20 protein-coding genes are annotated in these 19,364 nt (G+C 45.4%); 7 read left to right on the top strand and 13 right to left on the bottom strand.

The window, feature by feature from the left end; translation table 11 throughout:
- A partial coding sequence (locus tag GV64_RS25150; protein WP_201772451.1) for a PIN domain-containing protein occupies positions 1-1,356 on the top strand: 1,356 nt, incomplete at its 5' end.
- Positions 1,357-1,376: 20 nt separating this feature from the next.
- Complete coding sequence (locus GV64_RS25145) at positions 1,377-1,517, top strand: hypothetical protein (RefSeq protein ID WP_157236998.1); 141 nt, start codon at positions 1,377-1,379, stop codon at positions 1,515-1,517.
- On the opposite strand, the gene GV64_RS00780 is transcribed toward GV64_RS25145, so the two are convergent.
- Together GV64_RS00780 and GV64_RS00775 are read right to left on the bottom strand one after the other, a co-directional pair.
- Positions 1,510-1,869: a RidA family protein gene (locus tag GV64_RS00780; RefSeq protein ID WP_020582550.1), complete on the bottom strand. Its 360-nt coding sequence runs from the start codon at positions 1,867-1,869 to the stop codon at positions 1,510-1,512. The two genes, GV64_RS25145 and GV64_RS00780, sit on opposite strands and share 8 nt — an antisense overlap.
- Before the next feature lie 189 nt (positions 1,870-2,058).
- Entirely contained in the window at positions 2,059-2,493 is a 435-nt protein-coding gene (locus GV64_RS00775) for a lysozyme inhibitor LprI family protein (RefSeq protein WP_020582548.1), read from the bottom strand.
- A gap of 173 nt (positions 2,494-2,666) precedes the next feature.
- Between GV64_RS00775 and GV64_RS00770 the strand changes: the two genes are divergently transcribed.
- A complete protein-coding gene (locus GV64_RS00770) occupies positions 2,667-3,416 on the top strand; it encodes an SDR family NAD(P)-dependent oxidoreductase (protein ID WP_020582547.1) in 750 nt (249 codons plus the stop codon).
- Positions 3,417-3,440: 24 nt separating this feature from the next.
- On the opposite strand, the gene GV64_RS00765 is transcribed toward GV64_RS00770, so the two are convergent.
- From GV64_RS00765 to GV64_RS00750, 4 genes are all read right to left on the bottom strand, one after another.
- Positions 3,441-3,797, bottom strand: coding sequence for a YfeK family protein (locus GV64_RS00765; protein WP_020582546.1), 357 nt, complete (start codon positions 3,795-3,797; stop codon positions 3,441-3,443).
- Positions 3,798-3,880: 83 nt separating this feature from the next.
- Complete coding sequence (locus GV64_RS00760) at positions 3,881-4,360, bottom strand: CreA family protein (protein ID WP_020582545.1); 480 nt, start codon at positions 4,358-4,360, stop codon at positions 3,881-3,883.
- A 55-nt stretch (positions 4,361-4,415) separates the two neighbouring features.
- Positions 4,416-5,645 (bottom strand): phosphoglycerate dehydrogenase, encoded by a 1,230-nt coding sequence (serA, locus tag GV64_RS00755; RefSeq protein WP_020582544.1) that lies wholly within the window; start codon positions 5,643-5,645, stop codon positions 4,416-4,418.
- 330 nt (positions 5,646-5,975) lie between these two features.
- A complete protein-coding gene (locus GV64_RS00750; protein ID WP_020582543.1) occupies positions 5,976-6,236 on the bottom strand; it encodes a DUF4404 family protein in 261 nt (86 codons plus the stop codon).
- A 291-nt stretch (positions 6,237-6,527) separates the two neighbouring features.
- Between GV64_RS00750 and GV64_RS00745 the strand changes: the two genes are divergently transcribed.
- Complete coding sequence (locus GV64_RS00745) at positions 6,528-7,190, top strand: fumarylacetoacetate hydrolase family protein (RefSeq protein ID WP_020582542.1); 663 nt, start codon at positions 6,528-6,530, stop codon at positions 7,188-7,190.
- Between the two features lie 114 nt (positions 7,191-7,304).
- Positions 7,305-7,703, top strand: a complete 399-nt coding sequence (locus GV64_RS00740) for a response regulator (RefSeq protein ID WP_020582541.1) — start codon at positions 7,305-7,307, stop codon at positions 7,701-7,703.
- Between the two features lie 42 nt (positions 7,704-7,745).
- On the opposite strand, the gene GV64_RS00735 is transcribed toward GV64_RS00740, so the two are convergent.
- A complete protein-coding gene (locus tag GV64_RS00735; RefSeq protein WP_020582540.1) occupies positions 7,746-8,150 on the bottom strand; it encodes an acyl-CoA thioesterase in 405 nt (134 codons plus the stop codon).
- A 397-nt stretch (positions 8,151-8,547) separates the two neighbouring features.
- On the opposite strand from GV64_RS00735, the gene GV64_RS00730 reads away from it, so the two are divergent.
- Together GV64_RS00730 and GV64_RS00725 are read left to right on the top strand one after the other, a co-directional pair.
- Positions 8,548-9,432 (top strand): hypothetical protein, encoded by an 885-nt coding sequence (locus tag GV64_RS00730; RefSeq protein WP_152553884.1) that lies wholly within the window; start codon positions 8,548-8,550, stop codon positions 9,430-9,432.
- A gap of 239 nt (positions 9,433-9,671) precedes the next feature.
- Positions 9,672-11,552 (top strand): hypothetical protein, encoded by a 1,881-nt coding sequence (locus GV64_RS00725; protein ID WP_020582538.1) that lies wholly within the window; start codon positions 9,672-9,674, stop codon positions 11,550-11,552.
- Between the two features lie 78 nt (positions 11,553-11,630).
- On the opposite strand, the gene GV64_RS00720 is transcribed toward GV64_RS00725, so the two are convergent.
- The 6 genes from GV64_RS00720 to GV64_RS00695 form a co-directional block, all read right to left on the bottom strand.
- Entirely contained in the window at positions 11,631-13,130 is a 1,500-nt protein-coding gene (locus GV64_RS00720) for a leucyl aminopeptidase (RefSeq protein ID WP_269078652.1), read from the bottom strand.
- A 103-nt stretch (positions 13,131-13,233) separates the two neighbouring features.
- Positions 13,234-14,247 carry an ABC transporter ATP-binding protein gene (locus GV64_RS00715; protein WP_020582536.1) on the bottom strand — a complete coding sequence of 338 codons (1,014 nt, stop codon included), beginning with the start codon at positions 14,245-14,247 and terminating at the stop codon, positions 13,234-13,236.
- Positions 14,244-15,242, bottom strand: a complete 999-nt coding sequence (locus GV64_RS00710; RefSeq protein ID WP_020582535.1) for an ABC transporter ATP-binding protein — start codon at positions 15,240-15,242, stop codon at positions 14,244-14,246. Before GV64_RS00710 ends, GV64_RS00715 begins: the two co-directional genes overlap by 4 nt.
- Positions 15,243-15,246: 4 nt before the next feature.
- Positions 15,247-16,173 (bottom strand): ABC transporter permease subunit, encoded by a 927-nt coding sequence (locus tag GV64_RS00705; protein ID WP_020582534.1) that lies wholly within the window; start codon positions 16,171-16,173, stop codon positions 15,247-15,249.
- The gene (oppB, locus tag GV64_RS00700; protein ID WP_020582533.1) at positions 16,170-17,096 is read right to left on the bottom strand and encodes an oligopeptide ABC transporter permease OppB; all 927 of its coding nucleotides are present in this window, start codon (positions 17,094-17,096) and stop codon (positions 16,170-16,172) included. Before oppB ends, GV64_RS00705 begins: the two co-directional genes overlap by 4 nt.
- A gap of 262 nt (positions 17,097-17,358) precedes the next feature.
- Entirely contained in the window at positions 17,359-18,975 is a 1,617-nt protein-coding gene (locus tag GV64_RS00695) for a peptide ABC transporter substrate-binding protein (RefSeq protein WP_020582532.1), read from the bottom strand.
- Positions 18,976-19,364: the final 389 nt, after the last annotated feature.

Here is a 19,364-nt window from a genome sequence, read left to right as displayed (position 1 = left end):
CCTGACTATGAGCCTGCTTATACCAAAAAAGTTAAAGAGAAAAATCCTGACTATGAACCGGAGAAAACAGTAACGGTTAAGGAGAAAAATCCTGACTATGAACCTGCATACACCAAAAAAGTTAAGGAGAAAAATCCTGACTATGAACCGGAGAAAACAGTGACGGTTAAGGAGAAAAACCCTGACTATAAACCTGAAGAAAGAGTGAAGGTTGCAGATGCCGTTCCTGAGAAGACAAAGAGAACTCTGGAAATTACCCCTGGAACACCGGGTAAGTATGTAGCAGACAAAGGTAAAAAGAAGCGTACTAACGATGATGGCGTTGGAAAAACAACTACACAAGAAAGAAAGAAGAAAAAATATCCCTTCTTATTTAGAGAGTTTGTTGACCTTCAAGATAGTGATGTTGAACACGTCGATACATCGTTCTTAGTGATGGATGGAGACGCGCCAAACGGTCCAGGCGGAACTGGTGGTCCAGGGGGGTCTGATGGTTCAGGTGGAGCTGGTGGTCCAGGAGGGTCTGGTGGTTCAGGCGGAACTGGTGGTCCTGAAGGATCTGGTGGTTCATGGGGGCCAGACGGTACCTGGTGGCCAGGTGATTCATGGTGGCCAGACAAGGATGGTAATTGGTGGCCAGGTAGTACGGGTGGAACAGGTGGAACAGGTGGAACCTGGGGGCCTGGGGGTACATGGATTCCAGGTGGTACAGGAGGTTCAGGCGGTCCAGGCGGATCTGGTGGTTCAGGTGGAGCATGGGGCTCAGGAAGTCCAGGCGGATCTGGTGGTTCAGGTGGAGCATGGGGCTCAGGAAGTCCAGGCGGATCTGGTGGTTCAGGTGGAGCATGGGGCTCAGGAGGTCCAGGCGGGTCTGGTGGTTCAGGTGGAACTGGCGGCTCAGGTGGTACAGGCGGTGCAGATGCCGAAGATGGTTCTACGGATGGGACTGGTGCGGTTGCTGCCAATGGAGCGGGTGCTTCCGGTACTATGCTGAACGGCAATTACCGTTATTTGAGGCAACAGGAGCAGAATGCACGATTCTCCAGTAGCGGTTTAGGCGCTATTGCGGCGAGTGCAGGCAATGATGCTGTAGAGAGAGACAAGGTGGTGGTTGTTTCATTTACAAACCAGGGTAGTCAATCTGCAAATGATGTTCAGTATGATTACGAGTTACCAGAAGGTGTTGATATTATGTCCAGTAATTGTTCAACAGCCCTTAATGGCAATTCATCCTGCTCTTTTGTCATCAAATACGATGCAAACAGTGTACAAGAAGATATTAAGTTAAAAGCCATTTATGATAATGGCCGTAATATTGATCTTGTTGTACCTACCGGTACCAGTGAATCTGAATAAGGTGAGATTGGGTTTCTGTTATGAAGCCAGTCACGCTATTGAGAGTGGATGAAGCATCCAGTAATAGTGGCAATAGCCTGACTGGGAATGGTGAGGCCCGACAAATCAAAATGACAGGGCTCTGGACAAGTTTGGCATTCAGTCCTGCGACCTTTAATTAGCAAGGCCTGCGGCTGCAACAAAAGCCATTTCTACAAGGTATTCTGGGTCTGTCAGCTCTGCTTTAACGCAGGCTCTGCTGGGGGCACAGCCTTCAGGGAACCATGCATCCCAGACCTCATTCAATACAGGTAAATTAGCAAAGTCAGTGATATAGATTGTTACGGACAATATACGTGACCGGTCACTGTTGATCTTCTCAAGAGCCTGATCTGCTTGACTAAAGATCTGATTTACCTGTCCTTTAATATCCTCGGTAGTATCTGAATCGGCAACTTCAACAAAGTGAGCGATGCCATTGAATACGGTAATATCTGACCAGCGCTTGCAAGGGTTAATACGATGAATTTGCACTACTTATCCTTTTTCAGAAAATGAACTCGGTTTCGTACTGATTTGAAAATATGCGTGTAAAGTCGTCCGGGTTTGCATTGACTAAAGGATTATAGAGTGGATGCCAGTTTTTTTTAAGAATGGGGGACCGAGCTGGTTTAAGATTCTGCTTTGGCTGGCTGTTTCCGCAAGCAGAATGAGTACACAGTATTAGTCATATACACCCCACATAATACCTGTACCCAGTTGTTCAAGCTCTTTAACTCGCCTGATGGTCATGACAGCCTGGCAATGGGATGTCCACTTTTCATAAGAAACCCCGACATAGTAGGTTTTTACCAGGTTACACTGAGCCTCTTTCATCCTTTCCCAGGCAAGCTGCATATCCTGCAGATACTTCTTCTGTTCTTTATCTGCATGTTTAATCAGGTCGTTATAGACATTATCCAGTGCATTGGTGGCTTTTTTTAAGGTAATCATATTGCAGTTAACGATATTGGATTCTGCGTGTGCCTGTATCTCTGCACAGTCAGCCTGATAGCCTTCAAAGTAACCACCGGCTGGATCATCTGCAAAAACAGCGGGTGAGAGTAAAAGTAATAAATATGTTTGAACGAATACTTTTCTAAGCTGATGTCTGATCATAGCCTGAAGGTACCTTTAATCTGGCTCGCACCAAATAAATATAGCGACTCTTCAGGAGGGTTGAAGACAGTTTTATCAAACTGTTTTTCAAAGTCTGGGAAGTATTTGCTGTCACCTCGTTCAGTTCATTCTGTCTAAACTAATATTGCCTGTTTGTGGAGGATGTAGTTTAGATGTCAGCCTTACTGGATAAAGTACAAAAAACATTGGTTCTTACCGGAGCCAGTAGAGGTATTGGTCATGCGACAGTTAAAACCTTTTCAGCAGCAGGCTGGCGTGTAATCACCTGTTCACGGCATGATTTTCCTGAAGAGTGTCCCTGGGCATCGGGACCTGAAAATCATATCAAGTTAGATCTTGCCTCAGAACAAGGTGTTGAAGAGGGGGTAGCAAAGATGAAGCAACGACTTGGTAATGGTCCTCTCAATGCTCTGGTTAATAATGCAGCACTTTCACCCAAAAGTGCAAAAGGCAAACGGCTGGGGTTTGTGGAAACGGGTATTTCTCTCTGGCATCAGGTCTTTCAGGTTAATTTCTTTGCCCCCCTGCTTCTTGCAAAAGGATTGCTTGATAATCTGGCTAATGCCCAGGGCGCTGTTATCAATGTGACATCCATTGCTGGAACCAGAGTTCATGAGTTTGCAGGGCCTGCTTATGCGACGTCAAAAGCAGCACTGGCTGCACTGACACGGGAAATGGCCGCAGACCTTGGACCAATTGGGATTCGGGTAAATGCTATTGCTCCTGGTGAAATCGATACTGCGATTCTTTCACCAGGAACAGAAAAGCTGGTGGAAAAGATCCCACTTCAAAGGCTGGGCACGCCGGAAGAGGTGGCTGCTTTGATCTATTTTCTCTGCTCTGAAAAGGCTGCTTATCTGACAGGCGCAGAGATCCATATCAATGGTGGTGAGCACGTTTGATTTTATCAACGTCGTCAACAGCTATCATTTGTTCTGTCGATAGCGGCTTAGCTCTTCAAGCAGCCATGCTTGAGATGGTACCTCTTTACGGTCCGGGCATTTAATCCAATAGGGCTTACCTGACAGTGTGCTTTTGCTAGCGCTCATTTCGATAAACTGCTCTGCAGTTTTAATCTTCTTCCTGAAGTATTTATATTTATTTTGCATATGTTCCACAGCTTCAGAAGAGGGGTGGGAACTGCCATTCCGGATAAAGTCACAGTTTGAGCGGGCAACATAAGCGATAAGGTGATCTATTTCACTGGATGGTGTTTCTGCATAAGCATTATTCAGTACTGAAATATTGATAAGCAGTAAAAATGTAAGGCTGAATATTTTCATTGATGGGTTACAACTAAAGCATATGGTAGGCCATGGCTAAACACAGATATTGCCAGTTCAGGCTGAAAATGAGTTGATCTGGCTTATTGCGGTGACTGAGGTTTTTCCAGCTGTTTCCAGACAGGGTTACCCCAAAGTGGCACAGTGGTCATGGAATGTTTTGCACTGCCGGCGGTTTCCTTGGTTGAGTAGCTGAGATAAATCAGGGTTTTATTTTTCTCATCCCAGATGCGTCGTATTTTCAGGTGCTTCCACAGGATACTTTTTGATGTCTTAAAGACCACCTCACCGCTCTTGGACATATTGATGTTATCAATCATTTCCAGTGTGATGGGACCCGTCTGTCGACAGGAAATACCCATATCTGATGGGTCGGATAAATCAAGATTACCTTTTACGTGGGAGATATGGCACGTCACTCCAGAGACAACAGGGTCAGTAAACGTTTCTATCTTGATGTCTTTAGTAGTGAACAGACCGAGGCTGACATCACCGACCTCATTGTCTGAGCAGCCAGTTAAAAGGATAGATGTGATTAGAAGGGGAGTGGCTAAAGTACGCATGTGTTTTAACCATTGATTAATTGTTCAGCCTGCAGGGCAGGCTGAACAGGGCTGACTAGTAAAGAACGCGGCAGCGAATAGTACCCTCGATCTGCCTGATTTTCTGCATGGCCATTTCACTGTGTTCAGCATCAACGTCAATGACTACGTAACCGACAGACTCATTGGTCTGAAGGTACTGGCCACTGATATTTATACTGTTGTCGGAAAGAATCTGGTTAATCTGGCCAAGAATACCTGGAATATTCTGGTGGATATGAAGAAGGCGATGTTTGCCTGGATGAGCAGGCAGGGCGACTTCCGGAAAGTTTACAGACGATAATGTAGTACCAATATCGCTGTACATAATGAACTTCTCAGCAACCTCCCGGCCGATATTTTCCTGAGCTTCCTGGGTGCTGCCACCAATGTGGGGCGTCAGAATAACATTCTTCATGCCGCGTAATGGGCTAATGAACTCATCATCATTGCCTCTTGGCTCTTCCGGGAATACGTCAATTGCTGCACCCAGTAGTTTTCCATTCTTCAGATACTCGGCCAGTGCTTCAATAACAACAACTGAGCCACGAGAAGCGTTGATCAAGATGCTGTTGTCTTTCATCGCAGCAAACTGTGCTTCATCAAACATCCATTGAGTATCGCGGGTTTCCGGAACGTGCAGGCTGACGATATCGCACATGCCCAGCAGTGTATTAAGATCATTGACCTGAGTTGCATTACCCATGGATAGCTTGGTGACTACATCGTAGAAGTGCACTTCCATACCCAAGGCTTCAGCCATAATGCTCAGTTGACTGCCGATATTTCCGTAGCCAATGATACCCAGTTTCTTTCCTCTGATTTCGTGGGAGTGCGCTGCTGTTTTCTGCCAGCCACCTTCGTGTGCGACTGCATTCTTTTCAGGAATTCCGCGCAGTAACAGTATAGCTTCAGCCAGAACCAGCTCAGCCACAGAGCGGGTATTGGAGTATGGGGCATTGAAAACAGGGATACCACGTCGTGTTGCTGCAGGGAGTTCGACCTGGTTGGTTCCGATGCAGAAGCAGCCAACGGCACAGAGTTTTTTTGCAGCGTCAAAGATTTCTTCGGTTAACTGTGTCCGGGATCGGATGCCAACAAAGCGCGCATCAGCAATTCGCTCTTTAAGTTCTTCTGGAGGCAAAGAGGTGGTGACATAGTCGATATTGGTATAACCCGAAGCTTTCAGAATATCGACAGCAGACGGGTGGACACCTTCTAACAGGAGAAAACGGATCTTGCTCTTATCCAGCGATATTTCGGGCATATCAATCTCTTTTTCTTCGCTCAAGGCTGCTTTACTGTGGGAACACTGCTATTTTCGTTTTTTATATTAGGCGGGTACGGACAAGTAGTGCTCCCCATTCGGGGCTGTTGACTTCCGCCAATAGTTTTCATGCCGCATCACCGGTTGATCTCGGCTGCGTCAGGCGGGACATCATAGCATAGGCTGTGTGTGATGCTACTTCCTGTATAGACTATGAATTGTTTTTTGAGCTGTGTAAGGAGAGGAACCGGTTTCTTCAGCAAAGCAACCGGTTATGTCTTGGGGAGGGGGGCTCACCAGTATGACCATTCAGCATACTATTAACTCTTGTTAAATACCCATGCTGGAGAGCGTTATCATCAGTTGTCTAATCGCCTCAGTTAAGGCAGGGTGATCTTCACTGAAGCGGATGGCCTCCTGTTCCAGCTGCTCATTGTATCCCTGAATGGGGATATCCCCTTCAGCCTGGGCTACTGCGATTTTAATTTCATCCGTTATCTGCTTTAAAGAACCCGCTGTACACTCATCCACGGGTGAGTCTTCAAGAATATCGTGAAGGCTCTGAATATTGAGATGCAGCTCTTCTGACATACTATGCTCCTTCCACTGTGCAGCCAGTCTTTATGATAGTACTACAGTGTATTAAAAGTGAGATGCTTTAACTGTAGCTTGAGCCATGGGACAATAGGCGCCGTCTCGGGGACAATATGTTTAACTGTAAACACTTTCTGCTATCCCGGCAAAGCTCAGGCTCATGGCTAATTGTCAACGTCGCCTAAGGCCCAGTAAAATAAATAATAAATGTCCAGATGATGTTGGCGCTCAGACAGCTTTAGTGCACGCGCCCCATTTCTCATCTCAGGACTTAACAAAGGATGCACTATGAAGTACAGGCACCGCTGGATCAGTGGCGACCGTATTGACCTTCCTGTGGGCAAGGTGGTTTGTGTAGGGCGAAACTATGCTGCGCATATTCAGGAGTTAAATAACCCCCTCCCTGATGATCCGGTTCTATTCATTAAACCAAGCACAGCAATGGTAAACCTTGATCAGCCTGTACAATTACCGCGCAACCGAGGAGAGGTTCATCATGAGACCGAAGTCAGTCTTTTAATCAAGGAACCGCTGACTAACGCCAGTGAACACGAAGCGACTCAGGCTATTATGGCTATTGGCCTTGGGCTGGATTTGACGCTTCGGGAGCTTCAGAGTCAGCAAAAGACTAAAGGCCTGCCCTGGGAGGTAGCTAAAGCCTTTGATAATAGTTGTCCATTATCAGGTTTTGTTGCAGTTGAACATATTAAAAATTCCGAAAAGCTTGAGTTTTCCCTGTCGGTTAATGGGGAGTTAAGACAGAAGGGGACAACAGACCATATGTTGACCTCCATTCCCGGGCTTTTAAGCTATATCAGCAGACATTTTACATTACTCCCAGGGGATATCGTGCTAACGGGCACTCCCGCGGGTGTTGGGCCTCTTCAATCTGGTGATGAGTTAGAGCTTTCTATGAATGGGACATTTTCTACAAGGACACGGTGTATCTAAGGGCAAGCTTGCCATGGCTTACGCAAGTTAGCTTGCAGGTTTTGTTAAAGTCCTGAAGATTATTCCAGATATGAATAAAGATACAGATAACTCTGGAACTGATTCCTGGTGACTATGTCCGGTACTGAACTCAATCTTTATATATTGTTAGCAGAGGATAATCCGGTTAATCAGATGGTGACAGGCAAGCTTCTGGAGAAGCTGGGTTGCCATTATGTTGTGGTTAGCAATGGTCTTGAGTGCCTTGATAGCCTGAAAAATGACCAATACGACCTGATTCTTATGGATTGTCTGATGCCAGAAATGGACGGGTTTGAGACAACCCGGAAAATCAGGGCTTCTGGTGGGCATTGTGCAGATATTCCCATCATTGCATTGACCGCCAAGGCTATGGCTGCCGATGAACAGGCGTGCCTGGATGCGGGAATGAATGACTATATTGATAAGCCGGTAAACCTTGAACGAATGAAGAATTTACTCTCTGAATGGGCAGAGAAGATCAGAGGCTCCTGATCTTCTTTTGGGGAAACATTTCATTTAAAAACCTCTTTCCCACTAAAGGCTTCTTACCCGCTGGGTTCGTCCTCCTCGATCAATGGCAACAAACACCATGGTGGTTTCGGTTAGCTTTTCCCAGCCATAGTGGTTTTCTATCCATGCTTCAACCACAACCTTAATAGATGTTTTTCCGATTTCAGTAACACGGGTAAAAAAACCGATCAGGTCAGCGGTCTGAACGGGTCTCAGGAAACTCATGCTGCCAATACTGACCGTTACGACTCTGGCTCCATTGGAGGCTTTTCGAGCACATACCTCTCCAGCCTGATCCAGATGCATGGCTACCCAGCCTGCGAAGACATCACCGCTGCTATTGACGGAGCGATGATCTGCCAAGACCTTTAGTGTCATATCTCCCTGTGGGGTAGGAACGCTGTCAAGATTTTCATTTCTGGTACTCATTGGGGAGACTCCAAACTCTTTTTATTGTTTTACCCTGGGATATTGAATTTTTGGATATTTTATCTTTTTTACTATCTATTTCATATTGTTAATTAATTTATCAGCTATTCTTAATTAGATAGCTGTTTGTTTTTTGGTCGGTTTGGTTATTGCCTGTAAAGTTTCTTTTGATTGAGTTTTGGTCATTAATTTACTGTTTTCTGATGTGGGTAGATTTAAATAGCATGTAGTAACTTATTGTTTTTTTTGGCTTTATTGGTTTATGGCGTGAGTCTATTACTATCTTTGTCAGGCATGAATGGCCATGAAGTTGCTTGATTAAGCATTAAGTCTAATTGAGAAATACAGAAAAAAATCAATAATCAGGGTGTCTTTGGATAGTGGCTTGGAGGCTGCTATGAAAATACAAGGAAACGATCATAATATTTCATCATTGAATGAAAGTGTGCAAGAATTTAGTGATGGAAGTAAATTAAAGGAGAAGACTTTTTCTGGAATGTCTGTTTCTGAGAATGATCAGGTAGATAAACAGGTTTCATTAGAGTCAGACAAAGATCAGAAAAGGCTGTTTTTCAAGGATCGTCATGATCGCAGGGTTTCTACTGAGTCAAATGACTCTGGTTATCAATCAGAATCTGTAGAATCTGGAAATAATATAAAAAAAGATGATTTAAGTGATCACGGAAGTGTCAAAATAAGCCAAAAAATGATTAAAACAGGTATTTCTGTCAAAGATCGAATTAAGCTATTCGAGAATTGGTCTAAAAATGAAAATAATTCAGCTCGCAATAAATGCACTCAATCCGTAAAGAAGTTCGCAGTTTCGGTATCAGGTTTGATTGATAAGTTTGAAGATGTTGATAGCTCTCCTGAAGTTGATGAGGAAACGTCAGCGTTGGATCCTTTTGAAATCATAGTTACTGGTGCTGTTAGTAAGCTGGTTATTACTTCTGCTCTTGATGTTACTATTGGCAAGGAATATGAAAGGTTAAAAAAGAATGGTTCAGAGGAAGATTTAAGGAAAGTATATAAATGCTTTGAGCAAGCCTTAGAAGAAAGGCTCAGGTATGACCCTGATAACCAAATTCAATTTGGAAGGAAAGTTAATCTGACTGCAACTGTTTTTGATGCTTTATGGATGATGCTGAGTCACAAGAGTATTCGTTTTACCGAAGATCAGGCTTTTGATGTATTTCTTGGTTTTAACGGCGTTGATTTGATTAATGGGTTGGAAGCGATATGTAGTGAAAAACCCGGTTTTGATCGACGATTTACAATTTGATGAAAATTTTTCATGATTATGTTGGAGGGTTTGTTTCACTATCTTACTGGGTTTTTGGTCATGCTCTCTTGTTTTTCCTCTCGTGTGAATAAATTGTTAATTTAGTGTTTTCGGTTTTCTAAGGGGTTATTTTGTTAGTTTTGATTACCGGTTTGTTATTTTATGCTGAAAGTCTAATAGTAACTTATTTAATGAAATAAGATAATGGATTTGTAATTAATAACAGTTTGGAGGCTGTTATGAAAATGCAAGGAAGAAGTTTAATAACTCATTTTAAGGAGTTTGGGGAAAGAGCAAGGGGATTAAAAAAAGAATGTTTGGAAAGAGTATTTTCTTTCAGGAAATGTACCAAGGTTAGTGAAACAGATAAATACCTTGAATCTCATGAAAATGTAAGTGCTACTCATGATGGATTTATAGGTGCGAATAGTCCCCAGAGATCTGTTACCAGCAAAAATTACCAGGAACAGGACCCCCCCTCCTTTGGGTTATTACGATTAAATTCAGATGAGTCTGGTATTTCCAGTTTTGATGAGAGTCTTGAATTCGATTTATCTGATGCTCCTGCTGAGAGTCATTCACAAGTTGAAATGGATTTTGATTTTATAGATGTAGATGTAGATGTAGATATTGATGTAGATATTGATGTAGATATTGATGTAGATATTGACGAACCACTACCCCGTGCACCTATTGCAAAATTGGATGAAGGTTTTGATGATCTGGAAGGTACCAGTCATCAACAAAGTGCAGGGGTTGAAATAATGGCTCATTTGAATCAATCTCAGAGGCTTACTGAGAAAATGAGCAGCCAGGATAAGAGTCTCTTGCAGGAAACACTTACAAAAATGATGTGTTTTTATGCAGGCCTTAGTTTTAAAGCGGAAAATGTACAAAGATTTAACGATGTCAGACCTTTTGAATTGGAAGGTGGTCAAATCAGAAGCGAATTTGTAATAAAGCTAATGACAGATGAGGAGAGCTTTGGCAGATTCTGTAATATGGGGAAGCTGATCCGAGATGTTTTTCCACTACTGGATGATCAAAGCGATCTCATGAGAGCAATGCTTGGTGATGATGATTTTCATTCACTGAGAGGTGAAGCACGACGGGATGCTGTTTACCCTTTTATCATTGATGGTTTCTGGAAGCTAACTCGAGGGATTTTGTTAAAAGCCAAATCCCCAGACTTACTCACAGAGTTTGGAAAGCATGAGAAAGTATTTGCCTTAGAGGCCATGGTCTCTCTTGCAGGTTTTAGTGGTGAGCTGGCTACTTTAGAAAGAAAATTGCTTAACTATGGTATTAAAGGAGTTATTTCTGTTGAGGAGTTCGATGATGCTAAAAAATGTCTTGATCATGCAAAAAAACTGCAGGATTTGGCTGGCAGGCTATACGGTCGATGGAATCTTCAACCTGCTAAAGCTCTGAGAGCTATCGATGAACATCTAAAAGATGATCAGGAGCTACCTTTCGTAAGTCGACAAGTAGACAAGATTGAGAAAAAATTCTCAGAAGTAATTGAGAAACAGCCAGAGCTACGGAAAAAAAAGAGGGAGCTTGATAAAGAGCAGCTTCAAAATGACCCTCTAAGAGATTATAAGAAATTATTAAAAAGCGCTATTCTGGAGGTGAAAAATAAAAAGCGTGAGGTTGGTATTGATGGAGTAGAAAGGCAAACGACCTATGAAAAACTAAAGGAAAAGTGTAGTCGTGATAACTTTAGAGCTTTTTATAACGAACTCAAACAAGCAATAGCTCGCCGTATTAATAATAGTGAGTTGGCTAAGGTTCGTGAAGAACAGCTTGTGTTCCTCGATGCAATGACGCTCAGTGGTCTTGAGCCTGCACTGGGAAAGATTCCAATTGATGGCCTTGCATTGATAAATGATACAACTTTTGAATATGCGTGGAATATGATAGAGCCTGACCTTCCTCGAGAAGCTAGTACTGATAATGCAAGGCAGTCATTTCGGTTCAAGTCTATAAAACATAAGATAGAAAAAGAGAATCAGAAGCTAAAAAGTAGAGCCAGGGCTGAGTTTAATATATGTACTGGATCCATAGGCTTAGACATAGCTTATCAGCAGGCTACTGGAAGGAAGATTATTGTTAAATGAGTCTTAAGTAAGCTATGTATTTATGATTACAGATACGTATCCAACAATGGTACGTATCTGTGTTTTGATTAAATCAGTCTATTTTTCAAAATAATCCTGAATCATCCGGTCCAGCAATCTCACACCAAATGCAGTGGCGCCTTTTGGTTTGGTTGGAAATGCTTCATCTGTCCATGCGGTACCGGCAATATCCATATGAACCCATGGCGTATCATTTTCAATAAAGTTATGGAGAAACTGTGCTGCAACGCCTGAGCCCCCCAGTCGTGGCTTATTACCATTGTTGCGCATATCGGCAATATCACTGGTCAGCCGTTTACTGAAGTAGCTGCCCATGGGCATGCGCCAAACCGATTCTGCAACGGCATCACCTGCAGCGATTACCTTGGTAACCAATTCATCATTATTGGAAAAGACACCCGCTATTTCTTCACCCAGGGCAATAGCAATAGCGCTGGTTAATGTAGCGAGGTCGATCATAGCCTTGGGCTTAAGATATCGTTGTGTATAAGTAAGAGCATCACACAGAACCAGACGGCCTTCCGCATCAGTATTCATAACCTCTACGGTCTGGCCTGACATGGTTTTTACTACATCACTTGGACGTTGAGCCTTGCTGTCCGGCATATTTTCCACCAGACCCAGTACACCCACTGCATTCACTTTTGCTCTACGCTTAGCCAAGGCAACCATCAGACCCGTTACGGTTGCCGCACCTCCCATATCCTGTTTCATGGTGTCCATGGTTACAGAGGGTTTCAGGGATAAGCCGCCAGTATCAAAGGTGACGCCTTTACCGATAAAGGCGATCGGTACTTCAGAGCCTTCAGCGCCATTAACAGGGCCGCCACCGTTGTGCTTGAGGATTACCAGCTGGCTTTCCCTGTCTGAACCCTGACCAACTCCCAGCAATGCCCCCATACCCAGTTCATGCATTGCTTCTTCACCGAGAATCTCTACCTCAAGCCCCTCAGAGGTCAGTGATCTGCAGAAATGAGCGTAGGATTCCGGGTTAATCACATTGGCTGGTTCCCAGATCAGATCTCTGGTGATGTAAACCCCTTCTGCAACGGCCAGCAGAGGGCCAAACAGTTTTTCAGCTACTTCAGGTCTGGCTACCGCGACTTTCAGTTCGGTGAGAGTCGCGGGTAATAGCGCTTCTTTAGTGCGATACTTATCAAAGCGGTAACCTCCCAGCATTACTCCATAAGCAAAGTGGGCTGCCTGTTCAGGGGTATCCAGTAGCGTGGTGGTTGCACTTATGGAAAGGTTTGCAGCTTTAACGGCAAAAAGGCCACCTGCATTTTCAACGGCAATGGTGGATGCGTTATTTCTATCACCCAGACCAAACAGGACAATGCGTTCAAGGTCAGTGTTGGCAGGAGCAACAATATTCAGTAATTGTTCTGCATCACCATTAAAGCGATCGGCCTTAATGGCCCGGCTCAGGGTTCCGCCGGTCAGTTTATCCAGTTCTATTGCTGCTGATGATAACTCTCCCCCAGAGTACACACCTGCTGCAACGGTACCACTGACTGGCAGGGTCGGGTCAGTAAATGAAATATGCATGAATGACACCTGTAAATGTAATATTGCCGGATCTTTCCAGCTTGTTATGTCCCCAGGAAACCAGTCGGTACGAGATGAAGAGTGCCTTTGTAATCTCTGGGGATAAAAATAATCAGTTTGTCCGATGAATCTCAGCCTGCTTATGGCAGGCCACCTGATGGGTACTCTTTACACTTGCTTCAGTTAATGTATTCAAGTCAGGCTTTTCCCGCTCACATTGCTGGTCTGCATAAAGGCAGCGAGTTCTGAAAACACAGCCTGACGGTGGATTAATAGGTGATGGCAGATCACCTTTCAGTACGATCCTCTTTTTGTGAGCTTCTTTATCGGGGTCGGGTACTGGGACAGCGGAAATAAGCGCCTGGGTATACGGGTGACGGGGTGAATTATAAAGTTCGTCTTTCTCGGCTATCTCCATCACATTTCCAAGATACAGAACCATAACCCGATGGCTGATGTGCCGGATGATGGAAAGGTCATGGCTAATAAACAGCAATGACAGCCCAAATCTTTTCTGCAGTTCGCCCAGCAGATTGATGATCTGGGCCTGAATGGAAACATCCAGAGCGGATACAGGCTCATCACAGACAATGACTTTTGGCTGAAGAATCATTGCCCTGGCAATACCTATTCGCTGGCATTGACCTCCGGAAAACTCATGGGGATATCGGTTGATCATTCTCGGAAGTAAACCAACAATATCCATCATCTCCCTAACCCGCGATTTGACCTGCTCTTTTGGCATATCCGGGTTATGGGTTGCCAATGGTTCAGCAATAATTTCACCAATGGTCATGCGAGGGTTGAGACTGGCCAGTGGGTCCTGGAAGATGATCTGCATTTCATTGCGAAGAGGTCGCATTGCTTTAACAGAATAACCAGTGATGTTTTCCCCCATCCAGATGACTTGGCCTTCCGTGTTGTGCAGTAGTTGCAGTACCGCTCGACCCAGAGTGGATTTTCCGCAGCCGGATTCACCGACAATAGCCAGTGTTTCCCCTTCATTCAGTTCGAAGCTGACACCATCGACCGCTTTCAGCTGTGCCTTATTTGAGAAAAAAGTGCCCACATCTACTGGGAAGTGCACCTTCAGGTTTTCAACCTTAAGAATGGGATCACTCATCATGCGCTCTCCATTGCTGGAATCAGATCTTTAGCCACTGTGATGTGATGGCAGGCAATCATCCGGTGCTGACTAAGGGCAGCGGGTTCGGGTTGTGTGCTTCGACATTGGGCATCTGCATACTGACAACGTGGCTGGAAAGCACAGCCACTGGGCAGTGCCTGCAGATTGGGAGGCTGACCGGGTATGGCATAAAGGTCTTCGTTATGGTTGCCATCAATCCTTGGCATGGACTGGAGTAGCCCCTGGGTATATGGGTGTCGGGCATCGTTGAAGATTTCATGGACTGTGCCGGTTTCGACAACTCGTCCACCGTACATCACCATCACATGGTCACACATGCCGGCAATAACGCCGAGATCGTGGGTGATCATCACAATAGACATACCCATTTCTTCTTTCAGGCTGTGCAACAGCTCCAGAATCTGTGCCTGAATGGTTACGTCCAGCGCAGTGGTTGGTTCATCAGCAATCAGCAGGTCAGGTTCACACAACAGGGCAATGGCAATCATGACCCGCTGTCGCATACCACCAGAGAACTCGTGAGGGTACATATGAACTCGCTTTCTGGCTTCTGGAATACCGACCAACTCCAGCATTCTGATAGATCGTTCCAGCGCTGACTCTTTGTCCAGACCCTGATGCTCAATCAAGACTTCAGTCATTTGTCGTGAAACTTTCAGGTAAGGGTTCAGCGAGGTCATGGGGTCCTGAAAGATCATGGATAGAGATACCCCGCGGACCTTATTCAGCTCCACAACCGGCAAACCCAGTAAATTCTGCCCTTTAAAGATGGCTTCACCCGAGGTTCTGCCATTCTTTGCCAGCAGTCCCATAATGGCCATGAAGATCTGGGTTTTACCGGAGCCGGACTCACCAACAACCCCAAGGCTCTGGCCCTTTTGAAGAGTGAAGTTGATGTTATTGGCTGCAGAGACTTCACCTTCCGGTGTATCAAAACGGGTATTCAGGTTGTTTACTTCAAGAATGATGCTCATGGTGTTATCGATCCTTGGGGTCCAGTGCATCACGCAGACCGTCGCCAATAAAATTGAAACAGAACAGAGTGACAGCCAGGAAGGTAGCCGGGAATGCCAGCATCCATGGGGCGCTTTCCATCACTTTGGCACCTTCGGAAATCAGTACCCCCCAACTGGTCAGCGGCTCCTGAACACCAAGTCCAAGGAAGGAAAGAAAGCTTTCAGTGAGAATGACCTGAGGAATGGTCAGGGTCATATAGACAATAACGGGCCCAAGAATATTGGGGACAATGTGTCGGAAGATGATCTTGGTCGTTGAGACACCGCTGGCATGAGCTGCCTCAATAAACTCCTTTTTCTTGATGGCCATGGTTTGGCCACGAACGATGCGGGCCATCGTAAGCCACTCAACCGCACCTAATGCCACAAAGATCAGAAAAATGTGTCGACCGAAAATGACCATTAAAATGATCACGAAGAACATAAAGGGCAGCGAGTAGAGAATATCCACAAACCGCATCATCAGGTTATCGACCCGACCACCCATATAGCCGGCGACTGCACCATAGGTCACGCCAATAATCAGAGATACCGTCGTGGCGACCAGACCAACCATCAGTGAGACCCTTGCACCGTATAGTGTACGGACAAAAAGATCCCGACCATTTTCATCAGTGCCAAACCAGAAACCTTCAGAAAAGTTGGGTGCGACCTGAATAAAGTCCCAGTACACCTCGTCAAATGGATGAGAGGAGAGCCAGGGGGCAAAAATAGCCAGTAGAGTGATAATAGTAAGAATTATCATAGAAACGACAGCTGCCTTGTTACGCATGAGTCGAATCCGGGCATCCTGCCATAGTGAACGCCCCGCGATTTCATCAATACATGCTTCTGCCTGCTGATCCAGTACAGCCGCCATTCTGTCATTGGGTTTGGCTAAGAGGCTCATCCATTAACCCTCAGTTTTGGATCAAGGAAGCTGTAAATAACATCCACAATCAGGTTCATAATAATGATCAGGGTTGCGTAAAAGATCACCACGCCCATCACCAGTGGATAGTCACGGTTCAATGCGGCATTAACGAAGTAACGGCCAACACCCGGAATGTCATAAATGGACTCAATAACCACCGAACCCGTGGTTACTGCCGCAGCAGCTGGCCCCAGATAGGAGACAACGGGAAGAAGTGCACCTTTAATAGCGTGGCGAACAACCACAAGACGCTCACGAAGCCCTTTGGCTCGGGCAGTACGGATATAGTTGGAGTGCAGGACTTCCACCATGGAACCGCGGGTCAGACGAGAAATATAGGCGATTTGTGGCAGGGCTAAAGAGATTACCGGGAGTACCAGGTTTCTGGCAGAGCCATCTCCCCACCCGGCGACTGGTAGCCAGGAAAGATAAACACCAAAAACCAGTGAGAGTATGGGGGCAACTACGAAATTTGGGATTGCGATACCAGTCATGGCAACGCCCATAATGGCGTAGTCTGTTTTCTGGTTCTGATAGAGGGCTGCGAGGGTTCCCAGACTGACACCAATGAGCGCAGCAATTAAAATTGCCATCCCCCCAATCTGCAGGCTTGCAGGTAAGCCGGTAAGAATCAGTTCGGTGACACTGAAATCACGAAACTTGTAGGAAGGACCAAAATCAAAACGAAGGAGGTTACCTACGTATATGAAGTATTGTTGATAAAGCGGTTTATCAAGATCGTAGGCTTTTAGAATATTGGCTTCAATTTCAGGAGGCAATTGTCGTTCAGCATCAAACGGGCCACCCGGTGCAATGCGCATCATAAAGAATGCGATGGTAATAATGATCAACAGCGTTGGAATGGCTGCGAGCAGACGTTTGGTTATATAAGTGAACATGGAAAACGGCGCTCTTTCCTTAATTCTTTCCTTAAAGGACTCCCTTCCTGTTATGGTTCATGGCCAACCCTGGCGCATGATGTATTCAGCAGGTTCGGGCTTGAGAAACGGTTGTCGTAAAAGACAGACAAGATGAGAACCACAAAGAGTCGATAAATGCTCCTGCATGATCGGCACTTCCACCATCCATGGTGGTCACACGAAGTCACAAAAAACTAAGAGCCTGTGTCCTCGGGTAATGTGGTTCTATAGCTATCCCAATTTAGTCCACTGTCAGATAGCGAGCGTGGTGTACATCGGCAGGGTTATCAATCCAGCCTTTCACTCTTGGGTTTACCAGATTCTTGGAAACGTAGTAATAGAGCGGGATATTGGGTAGCTCAGCCATGGCAATAGCTTCGGCTTCGCGCATATACTCATCACGCTTATCCATATCTACTTCCATTTCCGCCTTTTTCATAAGCGTGTTGTACTGTTCGTTGTTGAAGCTACTGTAGTTTTTGGAGAGGTTACGGGCTTCCATCAGGTTCAGGAAGTTTTGAGGGTCGTTGTAATCCGCAATCCAGCCAGCACGTGCTACCTGGAAGTCACGGGTTTTCAGACTGGCGTAATGAACCTTGACTTCAGAGTTGTACAGTTCGGTTTTAACACCCAGGGCCTTCTTCCACATGGCGGCAATAGCAATCGCCACTTTCTTATGGTTTTCAGAGGTGTTATAGCTCAGTCGCAGCGTCGGAGGGTTGGATTTGCTGTAACCGGCTTCTTCCATCAGCTTTTGGGCTTGGGCGATACGCTCGTCTTTAGACAGAGTCTTCCAGTTTACTTCTGAGGGCTGGCCATAGGTGCCAGTACCTGGAGGTACAAAGCCGTAGGCGGGTACTTCACCGGTTCTCAACACTTTATCGGTCAGGATCTCACGGTCAATGGACATGGCCAGCGCTTTGCGGACTCGTGGATCCTTGAGAACTTCGTCGCTGGTGTTGAGAGGGTAGTAATAAACACCGAGATAAGGAGCGATGCGAATATACTCAGGCATATTCTTTTCGAGCCACTTCAGGTCGGAAGATGCAAAGTCAGTCTGAATATCCACTTCACCGGCACGAACACGTTTAAGCACTGCAGAACGGTCTTCCTGAGGATAAAATATCAGCTCATTGATCGATACATTTTCAGCGTCATAGAATTTCGGGTTTTTAATCAGTCTGATCTGCGCATTCGGCATCCACTCTTCAAGAGTGTAGGCGCCATTGCTCACGGCACCTTTGTTTTTTGCCCACTCTTTACCCAGCTCTTTTACTTTGTGGGAAGGAATCGGGTAGGCGGTGTAGTGAACCAGCTGAGCAACAAAATAAGGGGCAGGGCCTTCCAGAGAGACTTCCAGAGTTTTGTCATCAATAACTTTTACGCCGAGTGCTTCGGGGCTGGCTTTACCAGTATTAACCTTCTGGGCATTTTTGATGGTGTAAAGCAGGTATGAGTAGCCGGACGCTGTCTCTGGTGCCAGGATGCGCTGGAAAGCGTAATAGAAGTCATTGGCTGTAACAGGCTTGCCATCAGACCAGGTGTGGTCGCGCAGCGTAAATGTGTATACCAGTCCATCGTCGGAAACGGTCCAGCTCTCAGCGGCACCCGGAATAATTGAGCCATCAGCTGCTTCTGTGGTCAGGCCAAGGAACATATTGCCAACGATACGGCTTTCCCAGACACCGGAGATAAAGTGAGGGTCAAGCGATGCGGGTTCGCCCATATTGCCAAATGTCAGCGTATCTGCGGCCTGCGCCTCATTCCCTGGTGCCGTGAAGAAAGCACCGGATACAGCAATAGAAATCGCCAGCATACCTGCTTTCAGGTGCTTGAACGGTGTCATTTTTACAGACATGACTTCCCCTTGTTTATATTGTCTCAGGCTCTATTGATATAAATATTGAGCGATAGACGTTTTATTGGCAGTGATTATTTATTGTGCAAAAGCATTCTTTTGCGAGCACTTATTATTTTCTGTCTTCATGGCTGCAGGTAAGCAGGCGAAAACAGCCCTTGATCACAGGTACTGATCAGGCAGCATATTCCGGGTAGGAAAGACATTGGCCACCACGGCTTTTTACTACTTCGCACATGGTTGTTGGCAGCGCACAAGGCAGTACGCATTCTTTTCTGGAAAAAACTTCAGGCAAAAAGCGTGCAATTCATAAAATCACCTTTTCTGAAAAAGCGTATTGGCACAGATCAATAAAACGAATGGTTGATAGCGCTGATTAATCGTTAAAA

Origin of the sequence: Endozoicomonas elysicola (assembly GCF_000710775.1) — a bacterium.
Taxonomy (GTDB): Bacteria; Pseudomonadota; Gammaproteobacteria; order Pseudomonadales; family Endozoicomonadaceae; genus Endozoicomonas; species Endozoicomonas elysicola.
The sequence above is the reverse complement of the archived record's forward strand: the minus strand, read 5'-3'. Positions and strand labels throughout refer to the sequence as shown.